Annotated in this window: 18 protein-coding genes; 10 read left to right on the forward strand and 8 right to left on the reverse strand. The window is 73.5% G+C overall.

The genetic code is table 11. From position 1 onward, the window contains the following. The first annotated feature begins 407 nt into the window (after positions 1–407). On the forward strand, positions 408–638 hold the full coding sequence (locus tag ACFYZF_RS29490) for a winged helix-turn-helix domain-containing protein (RefSeq protein ID WP_387026273.1): 231 nt from the start codon (positions 408–410) through the stop codon (positions 636–638). A 123-nt stretch (positions 639–761) separates the two neighbouring features. Here ACFYZF_RS29490 and ACFYZF_RS29495 read toward each other — a convergent pair whose 3' ends face one another. Next, on the reverse strand, positions 762–1694 hold the full coding sequence (locus tag ACFYZF_RS29495; protein ID WP_387026275.1) for a hypothetical protein: 933 nt from the start codon (positions 1692–1694) through the stop codon (positions 762–764). A gap of 197 nt (positions 1695–1891) precedes the next feature. Between ACFYZF_RS29495 and ACFYZF_RS29500 the strand changes: the two genes are divergently transcribed. The 3 genes from ACFYZF_RS29500 to ACFYZF_RS29510 all read left to right on the forward strand — a co-directional run bounded on the left by ACFYZF_RS29500 (position 1892) and on the right by ACFYZF_RS29510 (position 4217). After that, a complete protein-coding gene (locus ACFYZF_RS29500) occupies positions 1892–2392 on the forward strand; it encodes a cation:proton antiporter regulatory subunit (RefSeq protein WP_350880452.1) in 501 nt (166 codons plus the stop codon). A gap of 7 nt (positions 2393–2399) precedes the next feature. Next, complete coding sequence (locus tag ACFYZF_RS29505) at positions 2400–3605, forward strand: cation:proton antiporter (RefSeq protein ID WP_387026278.1); 1206 nt, start codon at positions 2400–2402, stop codon at positions 3603–3605. Positions 3606–3785: 180 nt separating this feature from the next. Continuing rightward, positions 3786–4217 (forward strand): hypothetical protein, encoded by a 432-nt coding sequence (locus tag ACFYZF_RS29510; protein ID WP_387026280.1) that lies wholly within the window; start codon positions 3786–3788, stop codon positions 4215–4217. A 75-nt stretch (positions 4218–4292) separates the two neighbouring features. On the opposite strand, the gene ACFYZF_RS29515 is transcribed toward ACFYZF_RS29510, so the two are convergent. From ACFYZF_RS29515 to dnaK, 5 genes are all read right to left on the reverse strand, one after another. Beyond that, entirely contained in the window at positions 4293–4514 is a 222-nt protein-coding gene (locus tag ACFYZF_RS29515) for a hypothetical protein (RefSeq protein WP_387026281.1), read from the reverse strand. Positions 4515–4681: 167 nt separating this feature from the next. Next, positions 4682–5116, reverse strand: coding sequence for a heat shock protein transcriptional repressor HspR (locus ACFYZF_RS29520; protein WP_387026283.1), 435 nt, complete (start codon positions 5114–5116; stop codon positions 4682–4684). A 32-nt stretch (positions 5117–5148) separates the two neighbouring features. Beyond that, positions 5149–6336, reverse strand: coding sequence for a molecular chaperone DnaJ (dnaJ, locus tag ACFYZF_RS29525; protein WP_387026285.1), 1188 nt, complete (start codon positions 6334–6336; stop codon positions 5149–5151). Between the two features lie 79 nt (positions 6337–6415). Then, positions 6416–7147 carry a nucleotide exchange factor GrpE gene (grpE, locus tag ACFYZF_RS29530; protein ID WP_387026287.1) on the reverse strand — a complete coding sequence of 244 codons (732 nt, stop codon included), beginning with the start codon at positions 7145–7147 and terminating at the stop codon, positions 6416–6418. A 47-nt stretch (positions 7148–7194) separates the two neighbouring features. Next, positions 7195–9060, reverse strand: a complete 1866-nt coding sequence (gene dnaK, locus ACFYZF_RS29535; protein ID WP_387026288.1) for a molecular chaperone DnaK — start codon at positions 9058–9060, stop codon at positions 7195–7197. 195 nt (positions 9061–9255) lie between these two features. Here dnaK and ACFYZF_RS29540 point away from each other — a divergent pair, with 195 nt between their 5' ends. From ACFYZF_RS29540 to ACFYZF_RS29550, 3 genes are read left to right on the forward strand one after another with little or no spacing between them, the layout of a single operon-like run. Then, entirely contained in the window at positions 9256–11103 is a 1848-nt protein-coding gene (locus tag ACFYZF_RS29540; RefSeq protein WP_387026290.1) for an ABC transporter, read from the forward strand. Continuing rightward, a complete protein-coding gene (locus ACFYZF_RS29545) occupies positions 11100–12791 on the forward strand; it encodes a GTPase (protein WP_387026292.1) in 1692 nt (563 codons plus the stop codon). The genes ACFYZF_RS29540 and ACFYZF_RS29545 overlap by 4 nt, the downstream gene beginning before the upstream one ends. Before the next feature lie 53 nt (positions 12792–12844). Then, on the forward strand, positions 12845–14062 hold the full coding sequence (locus ACFYZF_RS29550; RefSeq protein ID WP_387026295.1) for a hypothetical protein: 1218 nt from the start codon (positions 12845–12847) through the stop codon (positions 14060–14062). 112 nt (positions 14063–14174) lie between these two features. On the opposite strand, the gene ACFYZF_RS29555 is transcribed toward ACFYZF_RS29550, so the two are convergent. Then, positions 14175–14942, reverse strand: a complete 768-nt coding sequence (locus ACFYZF_RS29555; RefSeq protein ID WP_387026297.1) for a phosphoesterase PA-phosphatase — start codon at positions 14940–14942, stop codon at positions 14175–14177. Further along, on the reverse strand, positions 14932–15708 hold the full coding sequence (locus tag ACFYZF_RS29560) for a hypothetical protein (RefSeq protein WP_387026299.1): 777 nt from the start codon (positions 15706–15708) through the stop codon (positions 14932–14934). The genes ACFYZF_RS29555 and ACFYZF_RS29560 overlap by 11 nt, the downstream gene beginning before the upstream one ends. Before the next feature lie 499 nt (positions 15709–16207). Between ACFYZF_RS29560 and pdhA the strand changes: the two genes are divergently transcribed. The 3 genes from pdhA to ACFYZF_RS29575 are packed head-to-tail and all read left to right on the forward strand — an operon-like array spanning position 16208 to position 19865. Continuing rightward, a complete protein-coding gene (pdhA, locus tag ACFYZF_RS29565) occupies positions 16208–17392 on the forward strand; it encodes a pyruvate dehydrogenase (acetyl-transferring) E1 component subunit alpha (protein ID WP_387026301.1) in 1185 nt (394 codons plus the stop codon). Further along, entirely contained in the window at positions 17392–18381 is a 990-nt protein-coding gene (locus ACFYZF_RS29570; RefSeq protein ID WP_387026303.1) for an alpha-ketoacid dehydrogenase subunit beta, read from the forward strand. The genes pdhA and ACFYZF_RS29570 overlap by 1 nt, the downstream gene beginning before the upstream one ends. A gap of 5 nt (positions 18382–18386) precedes the next feature. Beyond that, positions 18387–19865 (forward strand): dihydrolipoamide acetyltransferase family protein, encoded by a 1479-nt coding sequence (locus ACFYZF_RS29575; RefSeq protein WP_387026305.1) that lies wholly within the window; start codon positions 18387–18389, stop codon positions 19863–19865. Positions 19866–19961: the final 96 nt, after the last annotated feature.

The following is a 19961-nucleotide window of genomic DNA, read 5'->3' on the forward strand; positions in this document are numbered from 1 at the left end:
GCTGTCATCCCAGCAGCTAAACCACCCCGGCCCCCCCCCCCCCCCCCTCGGGGGGGGGGGGGGGGGGGGGGGGGGGGGGCCCCACGGGCCCCCCCCCCCGCCCGGCCCTGCTATCAACAGCCGCCAAGCCGCAGGAGAGCAGGACCACCCAGGGGCGAGCCAGCACTTGAGCCGGACCACCCACAGGGCTGACACGACCCGGACCAGGGTGAGGTCCGGCTATGCCAGCGGGGCGGACGTCAACGCCGGGGCCGGCTGCCTACCAGGCTTTCCGCTGAAGAACGTCCGCTTCGGCAACATGCAATGCAAAGCATTGCAGGGCAAGGGTCGCCATGCTTAGCACGCAAAGTCTTGGCTGACCGGGCAGTGCCATGGGAGGATCTTGGGGCCTACCAGGAGTTGCCGCCATGCCCCGAATTTCCGACCGTCAGCGCATCGCCCAGGACATCCGAGACAAGATCACCTCAGGTGAGTACAACCCCGGCGACAAGCTGCCCTCGCTGCGCGAGCTGGTCGCCCACTATCGAGTTTCTGCCGAGCCGGTGCGCTCCGCCCTGCTGATTCTCCAAGCCGAAGGGCTTATCGAAGGGCACCAGGGCAAGGGCACCTATGTCACCCCTCGCCCTACATCCGGCTGACCCGAACCACGGGTCCGCAGTGGTTGGTAGCGCAGACGGGGCAGCTCCACAGGCGGTGAAATAGGGCTCTCACCGGCGCGGCACAGCCGGTGCGGGCAGCCGCCATCCGCACGAACCGGCCGTTCAGGCGGGTTCCAGCACCACCCGCACCCAGTGGCGGCTGCCGACCGGCCCCGAGGCCAGCAGTACCTCGTCGGAGGCGCGGCCCAGCACCGTTCCGTCGTCCAGCAGGGTCAGGTGGTGCTCGGGGCCGACCGGCCAGTCGAGCCGGTCGTACCGGCCGTCGGCGACCACGCCCACGCCGTCCGGGCCGCTGACGGCGAACCGGCCGGTGGTCAGGGGCACCACCGAGAGCGCCCGCGCCGGATGCCCCTCGGCGGGCACGGGCAACCACCGGCCCAGGTATCGCCAGAAGGTGGGAAACCTCGTCCGGTCCGGTGGCCAGCCGATCAGCCGCGCCTCGCCGTCCGGCCCGGCCACCGGGCGCAGCACCCCGACCTCGCCGTCGGGGGCCGGCACCGCCGTCCGCTGCCAGCTCCGCCCGCCGTCGGGGGAAACCGCGGCGTACGGCCTCCCACCGTCGACGCCGGCCGCCACCAGCAGGCCACGGGTCTCGACGAGACCGTGCAGGCCGGGCACCGGCGGCTGGGCGGGCAGGGGCACCATCCGCCGCCCCTGCCAGCGAACCGCCCGGCCGGTGGCCTCGTCGAGCTGGAACCGGCCCTGGGCGGCCTGCCACACGACGGGGGCCCGGTCCCCGCCGGTATGCGCGAAGGTGACGCCGCCGTCGGTGGAGGTGTACCAGCCGTGGGGGTCGGCGAAGATCGCCAGCACACCCGGAACGGCGTAGAGCTGCGGGTTCACGGAGAGCGGGTACGGATGCCGGAGCCGTCGCCAGGTGCGCCCGCCATCGGTGGTGGAGTAGAGCAGCGCCGGGCAACTCCGGTCCGCCGGAGGGCCGCAGCCGCTGAACTGGGCGTACCCGCGCTCGGCGGTGACGAACTCGACGTACGGCAGGTCGTACCGCTGGTCGACGGCGACCCGGACCTCGCGCACCTCGACGTCGGAGGCCGTGGGGGACGACGCCGGCGCGGTGGTCGCCGGACCGGGCGGAAGGGCCGTCCGGTCCGGGGGTGGGCGACGGACCGGACCGATCGAACAGCCCGTCACCAGCGGTAAGAGCAGCGCAGCGACCGCCCGTCGGAGGAGCCGACCATTCATCGACCATCCCCTCAGCCGGTAGCCTTGCCCGCGTGCGAGTACGTGTCGAACAGACTGCCCTCCCTGGAATCGGAATGCGTCACGATCTGGTGACGGAATCCGGCCGCCGGCTCGGCGTGGTTTCCCACCGCAATGGCCGCCGTGACCTTGTCCTGTATGACCCGGACGATCCCGACTCCTGTCAGGCCGACATACCCCTGACGGACGACGAGGCGGAGGCATTGGCAGACATTCTCGGCGCGTCGCTGATGCTCGGTCAACTCTCCGGACTCCGCGAGCAGGCCGCCGGGCTGCTCACCGAGCAGGTCGCCATCCCGGCCGGCTCGAAGTACGTCAACAGGCGGCTCGGCGACACCAAGGCGCGCACCCGGACCAGCGCCTCCATCGTTGCGGTGCTGCGCCACGGCGAGGTGATCGTCTCGCCGGACCCGACCTTCCGCTTCGCGGCCGGTGACGTGGTGGTCGTGGTCGGCACCCGTAAGGGGCTCGACGGCGTGACAGCCATCCTCGCCGACAACGATCCGGACGGCTGAGGCGCGGATGCACGAGACCACAACGCTGCTCATCGAGGTCGGTGCGCTGCTCTTCCTGCTTGGGCTGCTGGGGCGGCTCGGCCGGCGGATCGGCCTCTCACCCATTCCCCTCTACCTGCTCGCCGGGCTCCTCTTCGGGCACGGCGGTGTGCTGCCGCTGAACGCCAGCGAGGAGTTCTTCGCCGTCGGCGCGGAGATCGGCGTGATCCTGCTGCTGGTCATGCTCGGCCTGGAGTACTCGGCCGGCGAACTGGTCGGCAACCTGCGCTCGGCGGCACCCGCCGGGCTGATCGACGGCGTGTTCAACGCGCTGCCCGGCGCGGCGTTCGCCTTCATGCTCGGCTGGGACTGGGTGGCCGCCATCGTGCTCGGCGGCATCACCTGGGTCTCCTCGTCCGGGGTGATCGCCAAGGTGCTGGCCGACCTGGGCCGGCTCGGTAACCGGGAGACGCCGGTGATCCTCTCGGTGCTGGTCATCGAGGACCTGGCGATGGCGCTCTACCTGCCGCTGCTCACCGCGGTGCTGGCCGGCAGCGGCCTGCTCGGCGGTGGCATCGCGCTCGGCGTCGCGGTCGGCACCGTGGTGCTGGTGCTCGTGGTGGCGATCCGGTACGGCCACCTGATCTCCACGGCCCTGTCGGCGAAGGACCCGGAGGCGCTGCTGCTCGGCGTGCTCGGGCTGACCCTGCTGGTCGCCGGGATCGCGGCCAAGCTTCAGGTGTCGGCGGCGGTCGGCGCGTTCCTCGTCGGCATCGCGCTGTCCGGGCCGGTGGCCCACCACGCGACCGAGATGCTCTCCCCGCTGCGGGACCTCTTCGCCGCCGTCTTCTTCGTCTTCTTCGGGCTGGTCACCGACCCGCGGGACATTCCGCCGGTGCTGCTGCCGGCGCTCGCGCTGGCCGTGGTGACCATGGGCACCAAGACCCTGACCGGGTACCTGGCCGCCCGGCGGGTGGGGATCAAGGAGCCCGGACGGTGGCGGGCCGGGCTGGCCCTGGTGCCACGCGGTGAGTTCTCCATCGTCATCGCAGGGCTCGCCGTCGCCGCCGGCAGCGTCGAACCGAAGCTGGCCGCGCTGGCCACGGCGTACGTGCTGATCACCGTGGTGACCGGGCCGATGCTGGCCCGGCTGCCGGACTTCGCCTGGTTCAAGGTGTGGCTGCGGCAACGGGCCCTCCGCCAGCGCACTGAGCCGCTGGTCAGCGCCGACTGATCCGCGACCCCGGCCCGGATGCGGGCCGGGTAGGCCGTACGGCCTACCCGGCCCGTTCCATCGGTTGTCGAATTCGTGCGCGGAGCCCTTCCGCTGGTCGGCGACCCCGGCTACCGTTCGCCCCAGCAGCCAGTCCGCGGCGGGCCGGTCCCCTCGCGTACGCAAGCGGAAGGTCGGCCGGTGAGCGTGCAGGAGTCGACGTTCCGCGGCTTCACGAACCCCGTCGACCCCTCTCCCGCGGAACTGCGGGCGTGGGCCTACCAACCGGACTCGGTGCCGCTGACCTCGATGCCCCCGGACTGGGACCTGCTGGTCGCCGGGGACCACCTCGTGCAGACGCTCTTCGAGCTGGCGATGAATCCGGCCTGCCCGGCCCGCCGGTTCGCGCTGCACTGCCTCTACATCTACGCCGCCGACGGCATCCGGACGAACTTCCGTGCCCATCCCAAGCGGCGCTTCCGCAAGCTGGTCGAGCAGGCAGAACGGGCCGGCGACGAGCTGATGCACAACTGGGCGCACAACAGCCGGGTGCTGCTGGCCCGCCCGGACCTCTTCGCCTACCGGGACTGGTGCGAGGGCGGTCTGGTCCGGGAGAACCGCCGCATCGGCTGACCGGCACGCATCCGGGGCACGCGAACGGGCCGGGTTCCCCCGTGGAACCCGGCCCGCACGTCGGCGCACCGGCCGTCAGGCGGCCGATCCACCGTGCCCTTCGCGTTGCTGGTCGCGCCGCGCGTCGGCCCGCCCCTGGTCGACGCCGTGGTCGAGCTGGTCGGCGAACCGACCTTCCTTGATCCGGTCGGTGAACCGGCCCTCGGTGATCTTGCTGAACTGCTCCCGGGCGGACTTCGCAATCCGGTCGAGCCGCGCCTCCGCCTGCTGCGCCACCTTCTTGGCCGGTTCCGACATGGTCCCCCCTCGCCGGTGCGGTGGTTCCAGCGGTGCTTCTGGCCCAGATTGAGCGGATAGGCCCTGATTCACAGGTTAACGGAAACGGCCCGGCCCGCGCCCGGATACCCGGGAAGCGGACCGGGCCGATGGAGCGGTCCGGAGCTGTGGAGCTGGGTGGCGGACGGTCAGCGGTCGCGGCGCGGGCGCCAGACCACCAGTGCGGTGGACGTCCGGGTGGTGGGCACCAGATCCCGACCGGGAAACCGGGCCAGCGACTCCAGCTCGGCCACCCGGCGGTACGCGGCGTCGAGCTCCGCCTCCAGCCGGGCGATCCGCTGCTGCGCCTGCTCCACCAGGCGCTCCAGGCCGATGATCCGCTTGACCCCGGCCAGGTTGACCCCCTCGTCCTGGCTGAGCCGCTGCACCTCGCGCAGCAGCACCACGTCCCGGACGCTGTAGCGGCGACCGCCGCCGGCCGCCCGGCCGGCCTGCACCAGGCCGAGCCGGTCGTACTGGCGCAGCGTCTGCGGATGCATCCCCGCCATCCGCGCCGCCACCGAGATCATCAGGACCTTGGCCTCGTAGGCAGGGTCATCCGAGCCGGTGAACTGTCCCACCATCCCCGCTCACCTCCGTACGCACTCCAGCAGGCTCAACTGAACCGACGCACCCGGGCGTCGAGATGTTCCCGGGCGGCCGGCGGGGACTGCTCGGCGAACGCCTCCAGCGCCGCCCGTGCCTCGTCGGACACCCGTGCCGGTACCACCACGTCGAGCGTGACCAGCAGGTCGCCGGCCTGGCCGTCCCTGCGTACCACGCCCTTGCCCCGGGCCCGCAGCACCCGGCCGCCCGGCGTGCCCGGCGGCACCCGCAGGGTCACCGTGCCGTCGAGCGTGGGCACCCGCAGGTCCGTGCCGAACACGGCCTCCGGGAAGGTGATCTGCACGGTCAGCGTCAGGTCGTCCCCGGTACGCCCGAACAGCTCGTCCGGCCGGACCTTCACGTGCACGAACAGGTCGCCGGCCGGGCCACCACGCTCGCCCGGCTCGCCGCGCCCGGCCAGCCGGATCCGCTGCCCGTCGGCCACCCCGGCGGGGAAGCGGACGTTCAGCGTGCGGGTCTTGGTGACCCCGCCGGTGCCGTGGCACTCCGGGCACTTCTCCTCGACGACCGTGCCCACGCCCTGGCAGTTGCGGCACGGCTCGGACAGGCTGAACGACCCCTGGTTCCGGGTGGTCACCCCGGCACCGTGGCAGACCTGGCAGGTCACCGGCTGGGTGCCGGGCTTCGCCCCGCTGCCGTGGCAGGTGTCGCAGATCCCGGGCGCACGAAGGGTCAGCGGGAGCGTCACCCCGCGGACCGCGTCGTCGAAGTCGAGCGCCACCTCGGTCTCGATGTCCCGGCCCTTGGCGGGGCCACGAGGACGGGACGGGCCACCGGCTGCCCCGCCGCCCGAGAAGATCGAACTGAACAGGTCCTGGAAGCCGGCCCCGCCGAAGCGACGGTCACCGCCGCCGGCCGCGCCGCCGAACATGTCCGAGACGTCGAACGGCTGCCCGCCGGGCCCGCCCGCTCCCCGGGCGTTACGCCGGAAGGCGCCCGAGCCGAACAGCGAGCGCATCTCGTCGTACTCGCGGCGCTTGGCCTCGTCGCCGAGCACCGCGTACGCCTCGGAGGCGGCCTTGAACCGCTCCTCGGCCTGCGGGTCGCCGGGGTTGTGGTCCGGGTGCGACTCCCGGGCCAACTTCCGGTACGACTTCTTGATCTCGTCCGGGGAGGCAGACTTCTGCACGCCCAGCGTGGCGTAGTAGTCCTTCTCGATCCAGTCCTTGGAACTCACCGGTCCACCCCCTTCCGCGGGACGTATCCCGGACGTCCCGCCCGCCCGGTGCGGGCGGGCGGGACGACGCGGGTCGGCACTACTCCGGGTCGGCGACCGCGACCATGGCCGGCCGCAGCAGCCGTTCGCCGAGCTGATAGCCCCGGCGCATGACCTGTACGCAGGTCGGTTCGGTCACGTCGGCGGAGGTCTGGTGGGCAACCGCCTCGTGTCGGGTCGGGTCGAACGGGTCGCCCTGCTCGCCGAACGCGTTCAGGCCGAACCTGCCCAGCGCGGTGGTGAGCTGCTCGGCCACCGAACCGAACGGGCCCACCAGATCACCGTGCTCGCGGGCCCGGTCCAGGTCGTCCAGGATCGGCAGCAGCGCGGCGAGCACCGAGCCGGTCGCCTGCTCCTGGACCAGGCTCCGGTCCCGGTCCACCCGCTTGCGGTAGTTGGCGTACTCCGCCGTCACCCGCTGGAGGTCCCGAATCCGCTCGTCGAGCTCGGCCCGCAGCCCCTCCAGCTCCGCGCCGGCGCCCGGGGTGCCGCCCTCCACCGGCTGCGCCGGGGCGTCGACCACGGGCGGCCCGTCCACGGAGGCGGCCTCGACCTCGATCTCGTCGACCACGACCTCGGCGTCGGCGACCAGCCCCTCCGCCGGGACGTCCGTCCCGGCATCGGTGGCGGCGGGCTCCTCCGATGTCTTGATCTTGCGGTTGTCACGGATGACGACCTGCGGCTGCTCGCCGGCGGACTGCCCGGCGGTCGCGGAGCCACCCGGCGCCGACCCGGTGGAGCCCGGGTCGGCGGCTCGTGGCTTCTCCGTCATGCGGTTACCTCATCCCTCTGCCGTGAGTACGTGTCCGAGACGGATCGTCACTTCTTGTCCTCGTCCACGATCTCCGCGTCGACCACGTCGTCGGCGCCGCCGGCCTGCGCGCCGCCGGTCGCCCCGGTGCCCGCGCCCGCCGCACCCGGCTGCTGGCCCGGCTCGGCCTGATCGGCCTGCTGAGCCGCGTACAGCAGGGAGCCGGCCTGCTGGGAGACCTGCGCGAGCCGCTCGTGGGCCGCCTTGATCTTCTCGATGTCCTGGCCGCCGAGCGCGCCGCGTAGCTCGCCGAGGGCCTCGGTGAGCTGCTCCCGGTTCTCGGCCGGCAGCTTGTCACCGCTCTCGGCGAGGAACTTCTCGGTCTGCCACTGAAGCGCCTCGGCGAGGTTGCGGGTCTCCGCCTCCTCACGACGACGCTTGTCGTCGTCGGCGTGCTCCTCGGCGTCCCGGCGCATCCGCTCGATGTCGTCCTTCGGCAGCGAGGAGCCGCCGGTGATCATCATCTTCTGTTCCTTGCCGGTGCCCAGGTCCTTCGCGTGCACGTTCACGATGCCGTTGGCGTCGATGTCGAACGTGACCTCGACCTGCGGCACGCCGCGCGGCGCGGGCGGGAGGCCGGTCAGCTCGAAGGTGCCGAGCTTCTTGTTGTAGGCGGCGATCTCCCGCTCACCCTGGAACACCTGGATCAGCACCGACGGCTGGTTGTCGTCGGCCGTGGTGAAGACCTCGGAGCGCTTGCTCGGGATGGTGGTGTTGCGCTCGATGAGCTTGGTGAAGATGCCGCCCTTGGTCTCGATGCCCAGGCTCAGCGGGGTCACATCGAGCAGCAGGACGTCCTTGACCTCGCCCTTGAGCACGCCGGCCTGGAGGGCCGCGCCGACGGCGACGACCTCGTCCGGGTTGACGCCCTTGTTCGGGTCGCGGCCGGTGAGCTGCTTGACCAGGTCGGTCACGGCCGGCATCCGGGTCGAGCCGCCGACGAGGATCACGTGCTCGACGTCGGCGACCTTGATGCCGGCGTCCTTCACGGCCTGCTCGAACGGGCCCTTGCAGCGGTCCAGCAGGTCCTGCGTCATCCGCTGGAACTCGGCCCGGCTGAGCGTCACGTCCAGGTGCAGCGGGCCCGCCGCGCCGGCGGTGATGTACGGCAGGTTGATGTTGCTGGTGGTGGCCGCCGACAGCTCGATCTTGGCCTTCTCGGCCGCCTCGCGGAGCCGCTGGAGAGCCATCTTGTCCTGGGCCAGGTCGATGCCGTGCTCGCCCCGGAAGGTCTTCACCAGGTGGTCGATGATCCGCTGGTCCCAGTCGTCGCCACCGAGCTGGTTGTCGCCGCTGGTGGACTTGACCTCGACGACGCCCTCGGCCAGCTCCAGCAGCGAGACGTCGAAGGTGCCGCCGCCGAGGTCGAAGACCAGGACGGTCTGCTCCTTGGAGCCCTTGTCCAGCCCGTACGCCAGGGCGGCGGCGGTCGGCTCGTTGACGATCCGCAGCACGTTGAAGCCGGCGATCTCGCCGGCCTCCTTGGTGGCCTGGCGCTGGCTGTCGTTGAAGTAGGCCGGGACGGTGATCACCGCGTCGCTGATCTGCTCGCCCAGGTACGCCTCGGCGTCCCGCTTGAGCTTCATCAGCGTCCGGGCCGAGATCTCCTGCGGGGTGTACTTCTTGCCGTCGATGTCGACGGTCCAGTTGGTGCCGACCTCCCGCTTGACCGACCGGATGGTCCGGTCCGGGTTCGTCACCGCCTGGCGCTTGGCGACCTCACCGACGAGCACCTCGCCGTTGCGGGCGAACGCGACGATCGACGGGGTCGTCCGCGAGCCCTCAGCGTTGGCGATGACGGCTGGCTCACCGCCCTCGAGAACGCTGACGCAGGAGTTCGTCGTGCCGAGGTCGATACCGACCGCACGTGCCATCTTCGCTTCCTCGCTTCTTACGTTGGGGCAGGTGACGGGATCAACCCGCCGCGTACTCGCCACAAGTTGAGTGAACTTGACTCAATAGTGCCACGCCCACGGCGATCGTCAAATCGGGTTGAGCCGACCCGACGCAACCTCACCTTACGGGGAGCCCGGTTGTCTTCCCTTGCCCCGGTCGGGCACGCTTTAGCGGTGACGACGCACGGGGACCCCGCCGCCCGCTCCGGTTCGCCCGCCGTCGCCGCCCGTACCGGCACCGAGGACGCCGGCAAGGACCCGTCCGGCCCCACCGGAGACGGCCTGCCCGCCGCGCTCACCGGCCTGCGGGCCGCGATCGGCGCGGCCCGGTTCCCGCTCGCCCTGCCCTCGGCCGAGTCCGCCCGCCAGATCGGCGCGAGCCTCACCGCGCAACTCGACGACTATCTCCTGCCCCGGATGGCCCGGCTCGACGCGCCGCTGCTCGTGGTCGTCGGCGGCTCCACCGGGGCCGGCAAGTCGACCCTGGTCAACAGCCTGGTCCAGGCCCGGGTCAGCGCCGCCGGGGTGCTCCGGCCGACCACCCGCTCCCCGGTGCTGGTGTGCAACCCGGCCGACTCCGGCTGGTTCCGCCAGGGCGAGCTGCTGCCGGGCCTCACCCGCACCAACGAGCCGAGCGAGGACCCAGGGACCCTGCACCTGGTCACCGCCCCGGCGCTCCCCGCCGGGCTGGCCTTCCTCGACGCCCCCGACATCGACTCGGTGGTCGACGCCAACCGGGCGCTGGCCGGGCAACTCCTCGCCGCCGCCGACCTCTGGCTCTTCGTCACCACCGCCGCCCGGTACGCCGACGCGGTCCCCTGGGAGCTGCTGCACACCGCGCGGGCCCGGGGCGTGGTGATCGCGATGGTGCTCGACCGGGTGCCGGTGGAGGCAACCGACGAGGTGGCCGCCCATTTGGCCGAGATGCTCGCCGACCAGGGCCTCGGCGCGGCACCGCTGTTCGTCCTGCCCGAGACGTGGGTGGACGGCCAGGGCCTGCTGCCCGACCAGGTCACCGCCCCGCTGAGCACCTGGTTCGCCCGGCTGGCCGGCGACGCCGGGGCACGGTCCGCCGTCGTCCGGCAGACCCTGGACGGGGCGCTGGCCGCCCTGCACCCCGCAGTGGCGGGGCTGGCCGACGCCGCCGACGAGCAGGTAGCCGCCGCCGACGCCCTCGACGAGCGGGTGCGGGCCGCGTACCGGGGGGCCGAGCGCACCGTGGAGCAGGGGCTGAAGGACGGCCGGCTGCTCCGCGGCGAGGTGCTCGCCCGCTGGCAGGAGTTCGTCGGCACCGGCGAGTTCTTCCGTACCCTGGAGGCCCGGATCGGCCGGCTGCGGGACCGCCTGGTGTCCGCGGTGACCGGCCGGCCCGCGCCCGCCGCGGAGCTGCGCAACGCCATCGAGTCCCAGCTCGTCACGCTGCTGCGCGGGGTGGCCGCCGAGGCGGCCGAGAACGCGTACACCGGGTGGCGGGCGCACCCCGCCGGGGCGGCGCTGCTCGACCCGCCGCTGGCGCACCCGGCCGAGGACTTCCCCGCCCGCGCCGAGCGCCTGGTCCGCGACTGGCAGCGCGGGGTACTGGAGCTGGTCCGGGCCGAGGGCGGCGACAAGCGGTTCGTGGCCCGCACCGCCTCGTACGCGGTCAACGCCACCGGGCTGGCCGTGATGATCGCCGTTTTCGCCTCGACCGCGTTCATCCCGACCGGGCTGGAGGTGGCCACCGGGGCCGGCACCACCGTCGCCGCGCAGGCCGTGCTCCAGGCGATCTTCGGCGACCAGGCCGTCCGTACGCTGGCCAATCGGGCCCGGGGCGACCTGTTGGCGCGGGTCCGGGAGCTGCTCGACGCCGAGGCCGACCGGTTCCTGTCCCGCACCGCGGCGGCCCGCCCGGCGGCGGACGTCGGCGACCCGCTGCGCGCCGCCGGCGACCGGGTGGAGGACGCCCGGCGTCGCAGCGGCCTGGCGACGGCCGACGCGCCGGGCCTGCCCGCCGCACCGACCCCGGAGGCCGAGGCCCGATGACCAACATCGCCGACCGGGTACGCGCGGCGCTCCGGGGTGACCAGCGGGTCGACCCCGATGCGCTGATCGCCCGCCTGGACGCGGTCCGCCGGTTCCTCGACGCGGTGGACGGCCAGCTCCCGGACGCCCAGCTCGTGCCCGCGCACACCCTGGTCGAGCGGGCCGGCACCCGGCTTGCGCTCTCCCGGGACCACACCGTCGTCGCCCTCGCCGGGGCCACCGGCAGCGGCAAGTCGAGCCTGTTCAACGCGCTCGCCCGGCTGGGTCTCTCCCCGGTCGGGGTGCGCCGCCCCACCACCGGCGTGGCGCACGCCTGCGTCTGGGGCCCGCTGGACGGGGCGAACCGGCTGCTCGACTGGATCGGCGTGCTGCCCCGCCACCGGTTCGTCCGGGAGAGCGCGCTCGACGCCGACGACGAGTCCGCCCTGCACGGGCTGGTGCTGCTCGACCTGCCGGACTTCGACTCGGTGCAGCGGTCGCACCGGCTGGAGGTCGACCGGCTGCTCGGCCTGGTCGACCTGGTGGTCTGGGTCGTCGACCCGCAGAAGTACGCCGACCGGGTGATCCACACCAGCTACCTGCGCGAGTTCCACCGGCACCGCGACGTGACGCTGGTGGTGCTCAACCAGGCCGACCGGTTGCCCCCGGCCGAGCTGCCCCGGGTGCTGGACGACCTGCGCCGGCTGCTCGACGCCGACGGGCTGGGCGGGGTGCCGCTACTGGCCACCACCGCCATCGACCCGGCCAGGATCGTCGAGCTGCGCGGGACGCTGGAACGCACGGTCGCCGGGCGGCAGGCCGCACTGCGGCGCCTCGCCGGGGACGTCGACGCGGTCGTCGCCGGGCTGGACGAGCTGGTCGCCGCCGAGGCACCGGCCGCCGGTCCGGACGAGGGGACCGTCGGCTCGCTGAGCCGGGCGCTGGCCGGAACGGCCGGCGTGCCGGCGGTGGCGGCGGCGGTCGAGGGGGCGTACCGGCACCGGGCCGTGGCCAGCACCGGCTGGCCGCTGGTGCGGGGCTGGCGGCGGCTGCGCCCCGACCCGCTGCGCCGGCTGCACCTGCCCGGGCCGGGCGCCGGCGCGGACACGGACGCCCCGGCGGAGAGCCTGGTCGCAGCGACCTCCGTACCCGATCCGACCGCCGCCCAGCGCTCGGCGCTGGGGCTGGCCGTGCGGGCGGTGGCCGACCGGTCCGGCGCGGGCCTGCCGGCCCCCTGGGCGACCGCGGTGACCACCGCCGCCCGGTCCCGGCTGGGCGACCTGCCGGACGCGCTGGACCGCGCGGTGGCCGGCACCGACCTGGGGATGGACCGCAGGCCGGTCTGGTGGCGGTTCGTCGGCGCGGTGCAGTGGCTGGTCACGGTCGCGGCCGTCGCCGGCCTCGGCTGGCTCGCCCTCGGCTACGCGTTACGGGCCCTCGGGCTGCCGGCGCTGGAGTATCCCCGGGTCGGCGAGGCCCCGCTGCCCACCGTGTTGCTGCTCGGCGGCCTGCTCGCCGGGCTGCTGCTGGCCGCGCTGACCCGCCCGGTGGTGCGGTGGTCGGCCCGCCGGGCCCGCCGCCGGGCCGAGAAGCGACTCACCGCCGCCGTCGATGCGGTCGGCCGGGAGTACGTGGTGACGCCGGTCCGGGCGGTGCTCGACCGGTACGGGCAGGCGAGGCAGGCGTTGCGGGACGCCGAGCGCAGCTGAACCCCGGTCAGCCTTCACTGTCCGGGGCTCCCCTGCGGGCGTAGGGTCGACGCATGGCCACGCCTAAGACCCCCTACGACGCGGTGCTGCACGCCGCACGCGACGTGACCAGGCTCGACACCGCCCTCGATGCCGAGATGCTCGGCGCGGCGCTGCTGGGCAGCGTCTACGCGGTCGCGGAGAGCGACCGGGAGGGGGCCGTCCGGGAGTTCGTCTCCGGCTTCCTCGCCGCCACCACCCGCCGCCGCACGGCCGCGGCAAAGACCATTCGCACCGTCTTCGCAGCCCTGGTGCCGGACGCGGAGGGCGCGGCGAAGGTCCACCCCGGCACCCAGGCCCCCGCCTGGTCCGAGCAGCTCGGCCGGGTGCGCCTCACCGGCACCTGGTGCTACGGCGATGTGTACGGCGACCAGACCTCCTACCTGGCCACCTTCGCCTATGACGACGAGGCCGGCGGCCCGGAGCACGCGCTGGTGGCCCTGGTCGACCACAACATCGGCATCGCCAAGGACATCTTCGTCGGTGGCCCTGCCGGCCGGATCGTCGACCAGGTTCGGGAGATGGTCGACGGCGACGAGTTGACCTGGTTCCGGGAGGAGGACCCGGCCAGGCTGCACGGCGAGGTCTGCCGGCACCTGACGGTCACCGACGAGCTGGGCGAGCTGCCCGCCGAGGGATCACTCGCCACCGACCGCGCGCTGGCCGGCGCGCGGCTCGCGCTGCTGCCCCCGCCGGCGCGTGCCGCCCGGGGCGCCGAGCCGCTCTCCGGCGACGAGCGGACGGCCCTGGTCCGGGCGTTTCTCGCCTCGCCCGAGGCGGTCCGGTTCGACCTGGACCCGTCCGACGACGCGGGGCTCGCCTCGCTGCACTTCTGTCTCAGCCTGCTGCTCGACCACGCCGCGAGCTTCCCGGACGCGGACCCGCTGCGGTGGAGCCCCACGGTGGCCGAGCTGTTCCTGCTCGACTGGGTGCACCGGCGGGCCGTGCTCGACATGGACGACGCCGCGATGCTCCCCCGGGTGCTGCGCGGCTGGGCGGCGTACGCGGCCAGGCGCAAGGGGCTGCCGGAGGCGGCGGCGACCCGGACCGACACCGCGATCGAGGAGATGATCCCGGAGTTCGCCCGGCTCTACTCGACAGGGGAGCGGCGCAGCCCGGCCACCGCGGCCGTGGCCCAGCTCATGGCCGACGGGGTGGACCCGGACGACCCGGTCGCCCTGGACGCCTGGATCGAGGCGAACCGGCACCGGCTCGCCGACGACGGGGCCTGAGCGGGTACGGCGTCGCGTGTCGGCCGTTGAACGCCCGCCCCCGACGGGGTGGCCGGCCCTGCCTGACGTCCTGCGGGGACTGCGGGGTCAGGAGCGGCCCGGGGCGGGCGGCTCAGCCGAGCGTGGCGTAGACGGCCCCGGCGACCAGCCCGCCGACGGCGCCGCCGACCACCACCTGCGGGAGCGTGTGGGCGCGCAGCCGCACCCTTGACCAGCCCGCCAGCACGGGCAGCGGAGCGGCGGCCAGCAGCGGGGCGCCGAAGGTGAGCACCAGGACGGCCACCGCCCCGGCGGCCACCGCCGTATGGATCGACATCTTCCACCAGTGGCTCACCGCCACCGCCACGACCAGCCCCACCACGCCGGAGGCCACCAGGGCAAGCAGCGGGCGGGGCGCGCCGAACGCCGCGAGCAGGGTCCACCCGACCGCCACCGAGGCCAGCCCGAACAGCAGCGGCAGCCGGCGCTGCTCGCGTACGCCGACGTGGCGGTCGGTGAGCCGTCCGCGCCGCACCCCGCCGAGGATGTACGCGAACGGGATGCCGCTGGCGAAGACGGTGGCGAGCAGCCCCCAGGCCAGCCCGTGGGCCCCGCCCCGGGCTCCGTGCCAGGCGACCACCACGGTCAGCAGGGTCACCAGGACGGCTGGCGCGGTCAGCTCGGTGACCAGCCGGGCGGTCCGCAGGCCCGGCTCGGCCGGCCCGGCCGGCTCGGTCGGCCCGGCCGGCTCGGTCGGCCCGGCCGGCTCGGTCGGCCCGGCCGGCTCGGTCGACTCGGCCGGGAGGCCCGGGCCGCTCAGCGACCCGTCCCCGGTCGCGCCAGCCTGGCCCCGCTCCGGTCGCTGCCGCGCGCCTGCCCGCCGATCCGGTTCACGCTCCACGGCCGCGCAGCAGGCCACGCGGCCGGGCGGCCAGGTCAACGGTCGCGCCGAGGCTGCTCGCGATCGGCTCCGAACTGGTCGGCTCCGAACTCGTCGGCTCCGAACTGGTCGAGGGACCGGTGTCGCCCGGTGGGGAAGGGGCCTGCGTCGAGCCGGAGAGCGTCACCGTGGGCGTCGGATCCGGCATCGGCGGGTCGGTCGGTGACGGCACCGGCGTCGGGTGCGGCGCCGGAGTCGGGCTCGGCGAGGGGTGCGGCGTGGGCGGGCGAGGGGCCGGCGGGGGGATCGGCGTGGGCGGCCGGGGGGCCGGCGGGGGGATCGGCGCCGGGGGCGGCGGGTGGCGTATCGCGTCCGGGCCGGGCCGATCGGGGCCGGCCGGCGGGGCCGGGGCCTGCGGCGCTACGCCCGGGCCGGGCGGGCCGGTCGACGGTGCTACGACCATGCCCGGCCGGGCGGACGACGGGATCACCGCGGGCCGGCCGGTCCCCGGCAGCGGGACGACCACCGGGCCGACGGACGGGGTGGGAATGAACGGGGTGCCGCTGTCCGGCAGCGCCGTGCTGCCCACCGTGGCCGAGCCCGCGCTGACGGCGGCGAGGATCGGCATCGAGGCGGTGCCGGCGAGCAGGGCGACCGTGAAGAGGTACCCCCGGCCGTGAGCGGCGAAGCCCGGGGCACGGTGCGCACCGACGACCCGGCGGTAGCCGCCCGCCGCGCGGTGCCGACCGAGCAGCGGAGCGGCCGGACCCTCACCTGGCTGGGACACGCACACTCCTCGTCGTCGGGCATGGTCACGGGCGGCGGGGCAGCAACAAGCGGACATAAACCCACGAAAGGCGCGCCTCGGCGTCATCAGCTTGGACCAGTGACGGTCAGTTGACCAGGCACCACAGCGTGTCGACACACAATTTGTCCGCCGCCGCCACAGGGACGCGAATCCGCCTACGACAAATCGCCTGATGAGCCGCGAAGCCGACAGCGGCCGGAAACCTGGGCGGGCGTACTGTGGGGCCCCTCACCTCCTCTGCGAATATGGACCACGACGGCAACGCAGCCGCGGCCTCCGCGCACCCCGCGGCAGGCCCGGTTGGGCGTCGGCGCTCCCGAACCGGGTTCGTCCCACGGATCCGGCTCACGCCGCGCGGCAACCCCCACCGGGGCTAGGCGCGGCCGCCAGGACCAGCCCGGCACCGGCCGGGCCGGCGCACGATTTGCGCGGACGGGTCACCCCCGGTGCCGACGCAGACATGACAGGGAGAAGACGTATGGCAAAGGGCGACCCCGGGGTCACCACCCGCGGCCGGCGGGCCGCACCCCGTTCCAAGCGGTCCGCGTCAGCGGCTGCCGGCAACCCGGAACTCGTACAGTTGCTGACGCCCGAGGGCGAGCGCATCGAGACGGCGTTCGGCCCGGACGGAACGGAGTACCGCGTCGACTTCACCGACGAGGAGTACCGCGGGCTCTACCGCGACCTCGTACTGGTCCGCAAGCTCGACGCCGAGGCCACCGCGTTGCAGCGGCAGGGCGAACTGGGCCTGTGGGCGAGCCTGCTGGGCCAGGAGGCCGCGCAGGTCGGCTCCGGCCGGGCGCTGCGCAGCCAGGACATGGCCTTCCCGACCTACCGGGAGCACGGCGTCCTCTACTGCCGGGGCATCGACCCGATCATGCCGCTCGGCCTGTTCCGGGGCGTCAACCAGGGTGGCTGGGACCCGAACGAGTTCAAGTTCAACATGTACACGATCGTGATCGGGGCACAGACCCTGCACGCGACCGGGTATGCCATGGGCGTCCACATGGACGGCAAGACCGGGACCGAGGACGGCGAGGCGGTGATCGCCTACTTCGGCGACGGCGCAACCAGCCAGGGCGACGTCAACGAGGCGTTCGTCTGGGCCAGCGTCTTCAACGCCCCGCTGGTGTTCTTCTGCCAGAACAACCAGTACGCCATCTCCGAGCCCCTGGAGCGGCAGACCCGGGTGCCGCTCTACCAACGGGCCGGCGGCTTCGGCTTCCCCGGCGTCCGGGTCGACGGCAACGACGTGCTCGCCTCGTACGCGGTGACCCGGCACGCGCTGGACAACGCGCGACACGGCCAGGGCCCCCGCCTGATCGAGGCGTACACCTACCGGATGGGGGCGCACACCACCTCCGACGACCCGACCCGGTACCGGATCGCCAGCGAGGTCGAGGCCTGGCAGGCCAAGGACCCGATCGCCCGGATGAAGGCGTTCCTGGAAAAGCAGAAGATCGCCGACGGGGACTTCTTCGCCGCCATCGACGAACAGGCCCGCGCCGAGTCGGTGCACCTGCGCGAGCGGGTGCTCGCCCTGCCCGACCCCGAACCGGTGACGATGTTCGACCACGTCTACCCCCACGGGTCCCCTGAGCTCGACGAGCAGCGGGCGCGGTTCAGCCGCTACATGGAGTCGTTCGAAGGGAGCGCCCACTGATGGCCACGGAGACGCTCACCCTCGGAAAGGCGCTCAACACCGGCCTGCGCAGGGCCCTGGAGGACGACCCGAAGGTCATCATCATGGGCGAGGACGTCGGCAAGCTCGGCGGCGTCTTCCGGGTCACCGACGGGCTCCAGAAGGACTTCGGCGACCAGCGGGTGATCGACACCCCGTTGGCCGAGTCCGGCATCATCGGCACCGCGGTCGGCCTGGCCATCCGCGGCTTCCGCCCGGTCTGCGAGATCCAGTTCGACGGCTTCGTCTACCCCGCGTACGACCAGATCGTGTCGCAGGTGGCGAAGATGCACTACCGCTCGCAGGGCAAGCTCCGGATCCCGATGGTCATCCGCATCCCGTACGGCGGGGGCATCGGCGCGGTCGAGCACCACTCGGAGTCGCCGGAGGCGTACTTCGCGCACACCGCCGGCCTGAAGGTCGTCACCTGCGCAAATCCGCAGGACGGCTACTGGATGATCCAGCAGGCGATCGCCTCGGACGACCCGATCGTCTTCCTGGAGCCCAAGCGGCGCTACTGGGAGAAGGGCCCGGTCGAGCTGGACGTCCCGCTGTCGGCGGCGTACCCGCTGCACTCGGCCCGGGTGACGCGGCCCGGCACGGACGTGACCGTGCTGGCGTACGGCCCGATGGTGCGCACCTGCGTGGAGGCGGCGACCGCCGCCGCCGAGGACGGCCGCGAACTGGAGGTCGTCGACCTGCGCACGCTCTCCCCGCTGGACCTGACCGCCGCGTACGAGTCGGTGCGGCGCACCGGCCGTTGCGTGGTGGTGCACGAGGCCCCGGGCAACCTGGGCCTGGGCTCAGAGATCGCCGCCCGGATCACCGAGGAGTGCTTCTACTCCCTGGAGTCCCCGGTGCTGCGGGTGACCGGCTTCGACACCCCCTACCCGGCCTCCCGGGTGGAGGAGGAGTACCTGCCTGACCTCGATCGGGTGCTCGACGCCGTCGACCGGGCCTTCGGGTGGTGAGCGGCATGTCGCGGATCAAGGAGTTCAACCTGCCCGACCTGGGCGAGGGCCTGGCCGAGGGCGAGATCCTCGCCTGGCTGGTCAAGGTGGGCGACATGATCGAGCTGAACCAGCCGATCGTCGAGGTGGAGACGGCCAAGGCTGCCGTCGAGATCCCGGCGAAGTGGGCCGGCCAGGTGCGGTCGATCTTCCACCCGGCGGGCAGCACGATCGAGGTCGGCACGCCGATCATCGCGATCGACACCGACCCGGGCGCCGGCCCGATCGAGGAGTCGACCACGGGCACCCCGTCGGCGGACCTGCCCACCCCGTCGGCGGCATCGCTGGCGGCGGTCGAGGTGGCCCCGAGCGAGGGCGCGGTCGAGCCGGGCCTGATCGGCGGCCCCGCCCCGGGCGGCCGTACCGCCGTCCTGGTCGGCTACGGCCCGCGCACCACGGCGGCCAAGCGCCGGCCGCGCAAGGCCGACGTACCGGCCCAGGCCACCGCCGCCCCGGCGACCCGCGCTCCGGCCGCCCCGGCACCGGTTCCGGCCGCCCCGGTGGTCGCCGCGCCGACGAACGGCAACGGCCACGGGGGTACGCGCGCAGGCGGGCCGGTGCTGGCCAAGCCGCCGGTACGCAAGCTCGCCCGGGACCTCGGCGTCGACCTGGCCGCGCTGACCGGCTCAGGTCCACTGGGCTCGGTCACCCGGGAGGACGTACGGCAGGCGGCGAACGACACCGCGACGGCGACCGAGCCGCTGACGGCGGCGGCACCGACCACGGCGGCGGCGAGCTTCGGCGCCGACCGCGAGCAGCGCATCCCCGTCAAGGGGGTACGCAAGCTCACCGCCGAGAACATGTCCCGCTCGGCGTTCACGGCCCCGCACGTGACGGAGTTCATGACCGTCGACGTCACTCGGGCGACAAAGGCCCTGGAACGGCTGCGCGGCCGGCGGGAGTGGCGCGATGTCCGGGTCTCGCCGCTGCTGCTGGTGGCCAAGGCGGTGCTGCTCGCGGTACGGCGGCACCCGATGGTCAACTCGACGTGGGCGGGCGACGAGATCGTCGTCAAGGACTATGTCAACCTGGGCATCGCGGCGGCCACCGAACGCGGGCTGATCGTGCCGAACATCAAGGATGCCGGCCGGCTGTCGCTACGCGAGTTGGCGGACGCGATGACCGACCTCGTGCAGACGGCCAAGTCCGGCCGGACCTCGCCCGCCGCCATGTCCGGCGGCACCCTGACGATCACCAACGTCGGGGTGTTCGGGGTGGACACCGGCACGCCGATCCTGCCCCCGGGCGAGTCGGCGATCCTGGCCTTCGGCGCGGTCCGTGAGATGCCCTGGGTACACAAGGGCAAGGTCCGTCCGCGTCAGGTGACCACGCTGGGCCTGTCCTTCGACCACCGGATCATCGACGGTGAGCTCGGGTCGAAGTTCCTTCGCGACATCGGGGACTTCCTGGCCGATCCGGAGGCGGCGCTGCTCGCCTGGACCTGACAGTTAGTCGACACCAGCGACGGCCGGTGTGCCACGGGTGAACGCCCGGCACACCGGCCGTCGCCGTTGGGAGATGAAAACCCAGGCCAAAAGCCT

The sequence above is a fragment of the Micromonospora sp. NPDC001898 genome, from assembly GCF_042891255.1.
Classification (GTDB): domain Bacteria; phylum Actinomycetota; class Actinomycetes; order Mycobacteriales; family Micromonosporaceae; genus Micromonospora.

What these genes read in the sequence shown, in the direction of transcription:
- ACFYZF_RS29570 (WP_387026303.1), top strand. Translation starts at nt 17,392, where the DNA reads ATGGCCACGGAGACGCTCACCCTCGGAAAGGCGCTCAACACCGGCCTG.
- ACFYZF_RS29520 (WP_387026283.1), bottom strand. Translation starts at nt 5,116, where the DNA reads ATGGTGGGACAGTTCACCGGCTCGGATGACCCTGCCTACGAGGCCAAG.
- pdhA (WP_387026301.1), top strand. Translation starts at nt 16,208, where the DNA reads ATGGCAAAGGGCGACCCCGGGGTCACCACCCGCGGCCGGCGGGCCGCA.
- ACFYZF_RS29575 (WP_387026305.1), top strand. Translation starts at nt 18,387, where the DNA reads ATGTCGCGGATCAAGGAGTTCAACCTGCCCGACCTGGGCGAGGGCCTG.
- ACFYZF_RS29550 (WP_387026295.1), top strand. Translation starts at nt 12,845, where the DNA reads ATGGCCACGCCTAAGACCCCCTACGACGCGGTGCTGCACGCCGCACGC.
- ACFYZF_RS29515 (WP_387026281.1), bottom strand. Translation starts at nt 4,514, where the DNA reads ATGTCGGAACCGGCCAAGAAGGTGGCGCAGCAGGCGGAGGCGCGGCTC.
- grpE (WP_387026287.1), bottom strand. Translation starts at nt 7,147, where the DNA reads ATGACGGAGAAGCCACGAGCCGCCGACCCGGGCTCCACCGGGTCGGCG.
- ACFYZF_RS29545 (WP_387026292.1), top strand. Translation starts at nt 11,100, where the DNA reads ATGACCAACATCGCCGACCGGGTACGCGCGGCGCTCCGGGGTGACCAG.
- ACFYZF_RS29490 (WP_387026273.1), top strand. Translation starts at nt 408, where the DNA reads ATGCCCCGAATTTCCGACCGTCAGCGCATCGCCCAGGACATCCGAGAC.
- ACFYZF_RS29505 (WP_387026278.1), top strand. Translation starts at nt 2,400, where the DNA reads ATGCACGAGACCACAACGCTGCTCATCGAGGTCGGTGCGCTGCTCTTC.
- dnaK (WP_387026288.1), bottom strand. Translation starts at nt 9,060, where the DNA reads ATGGCACGTGCGGTCGGTATCGACCTCGGCACGACGAACTCCTGCGTC.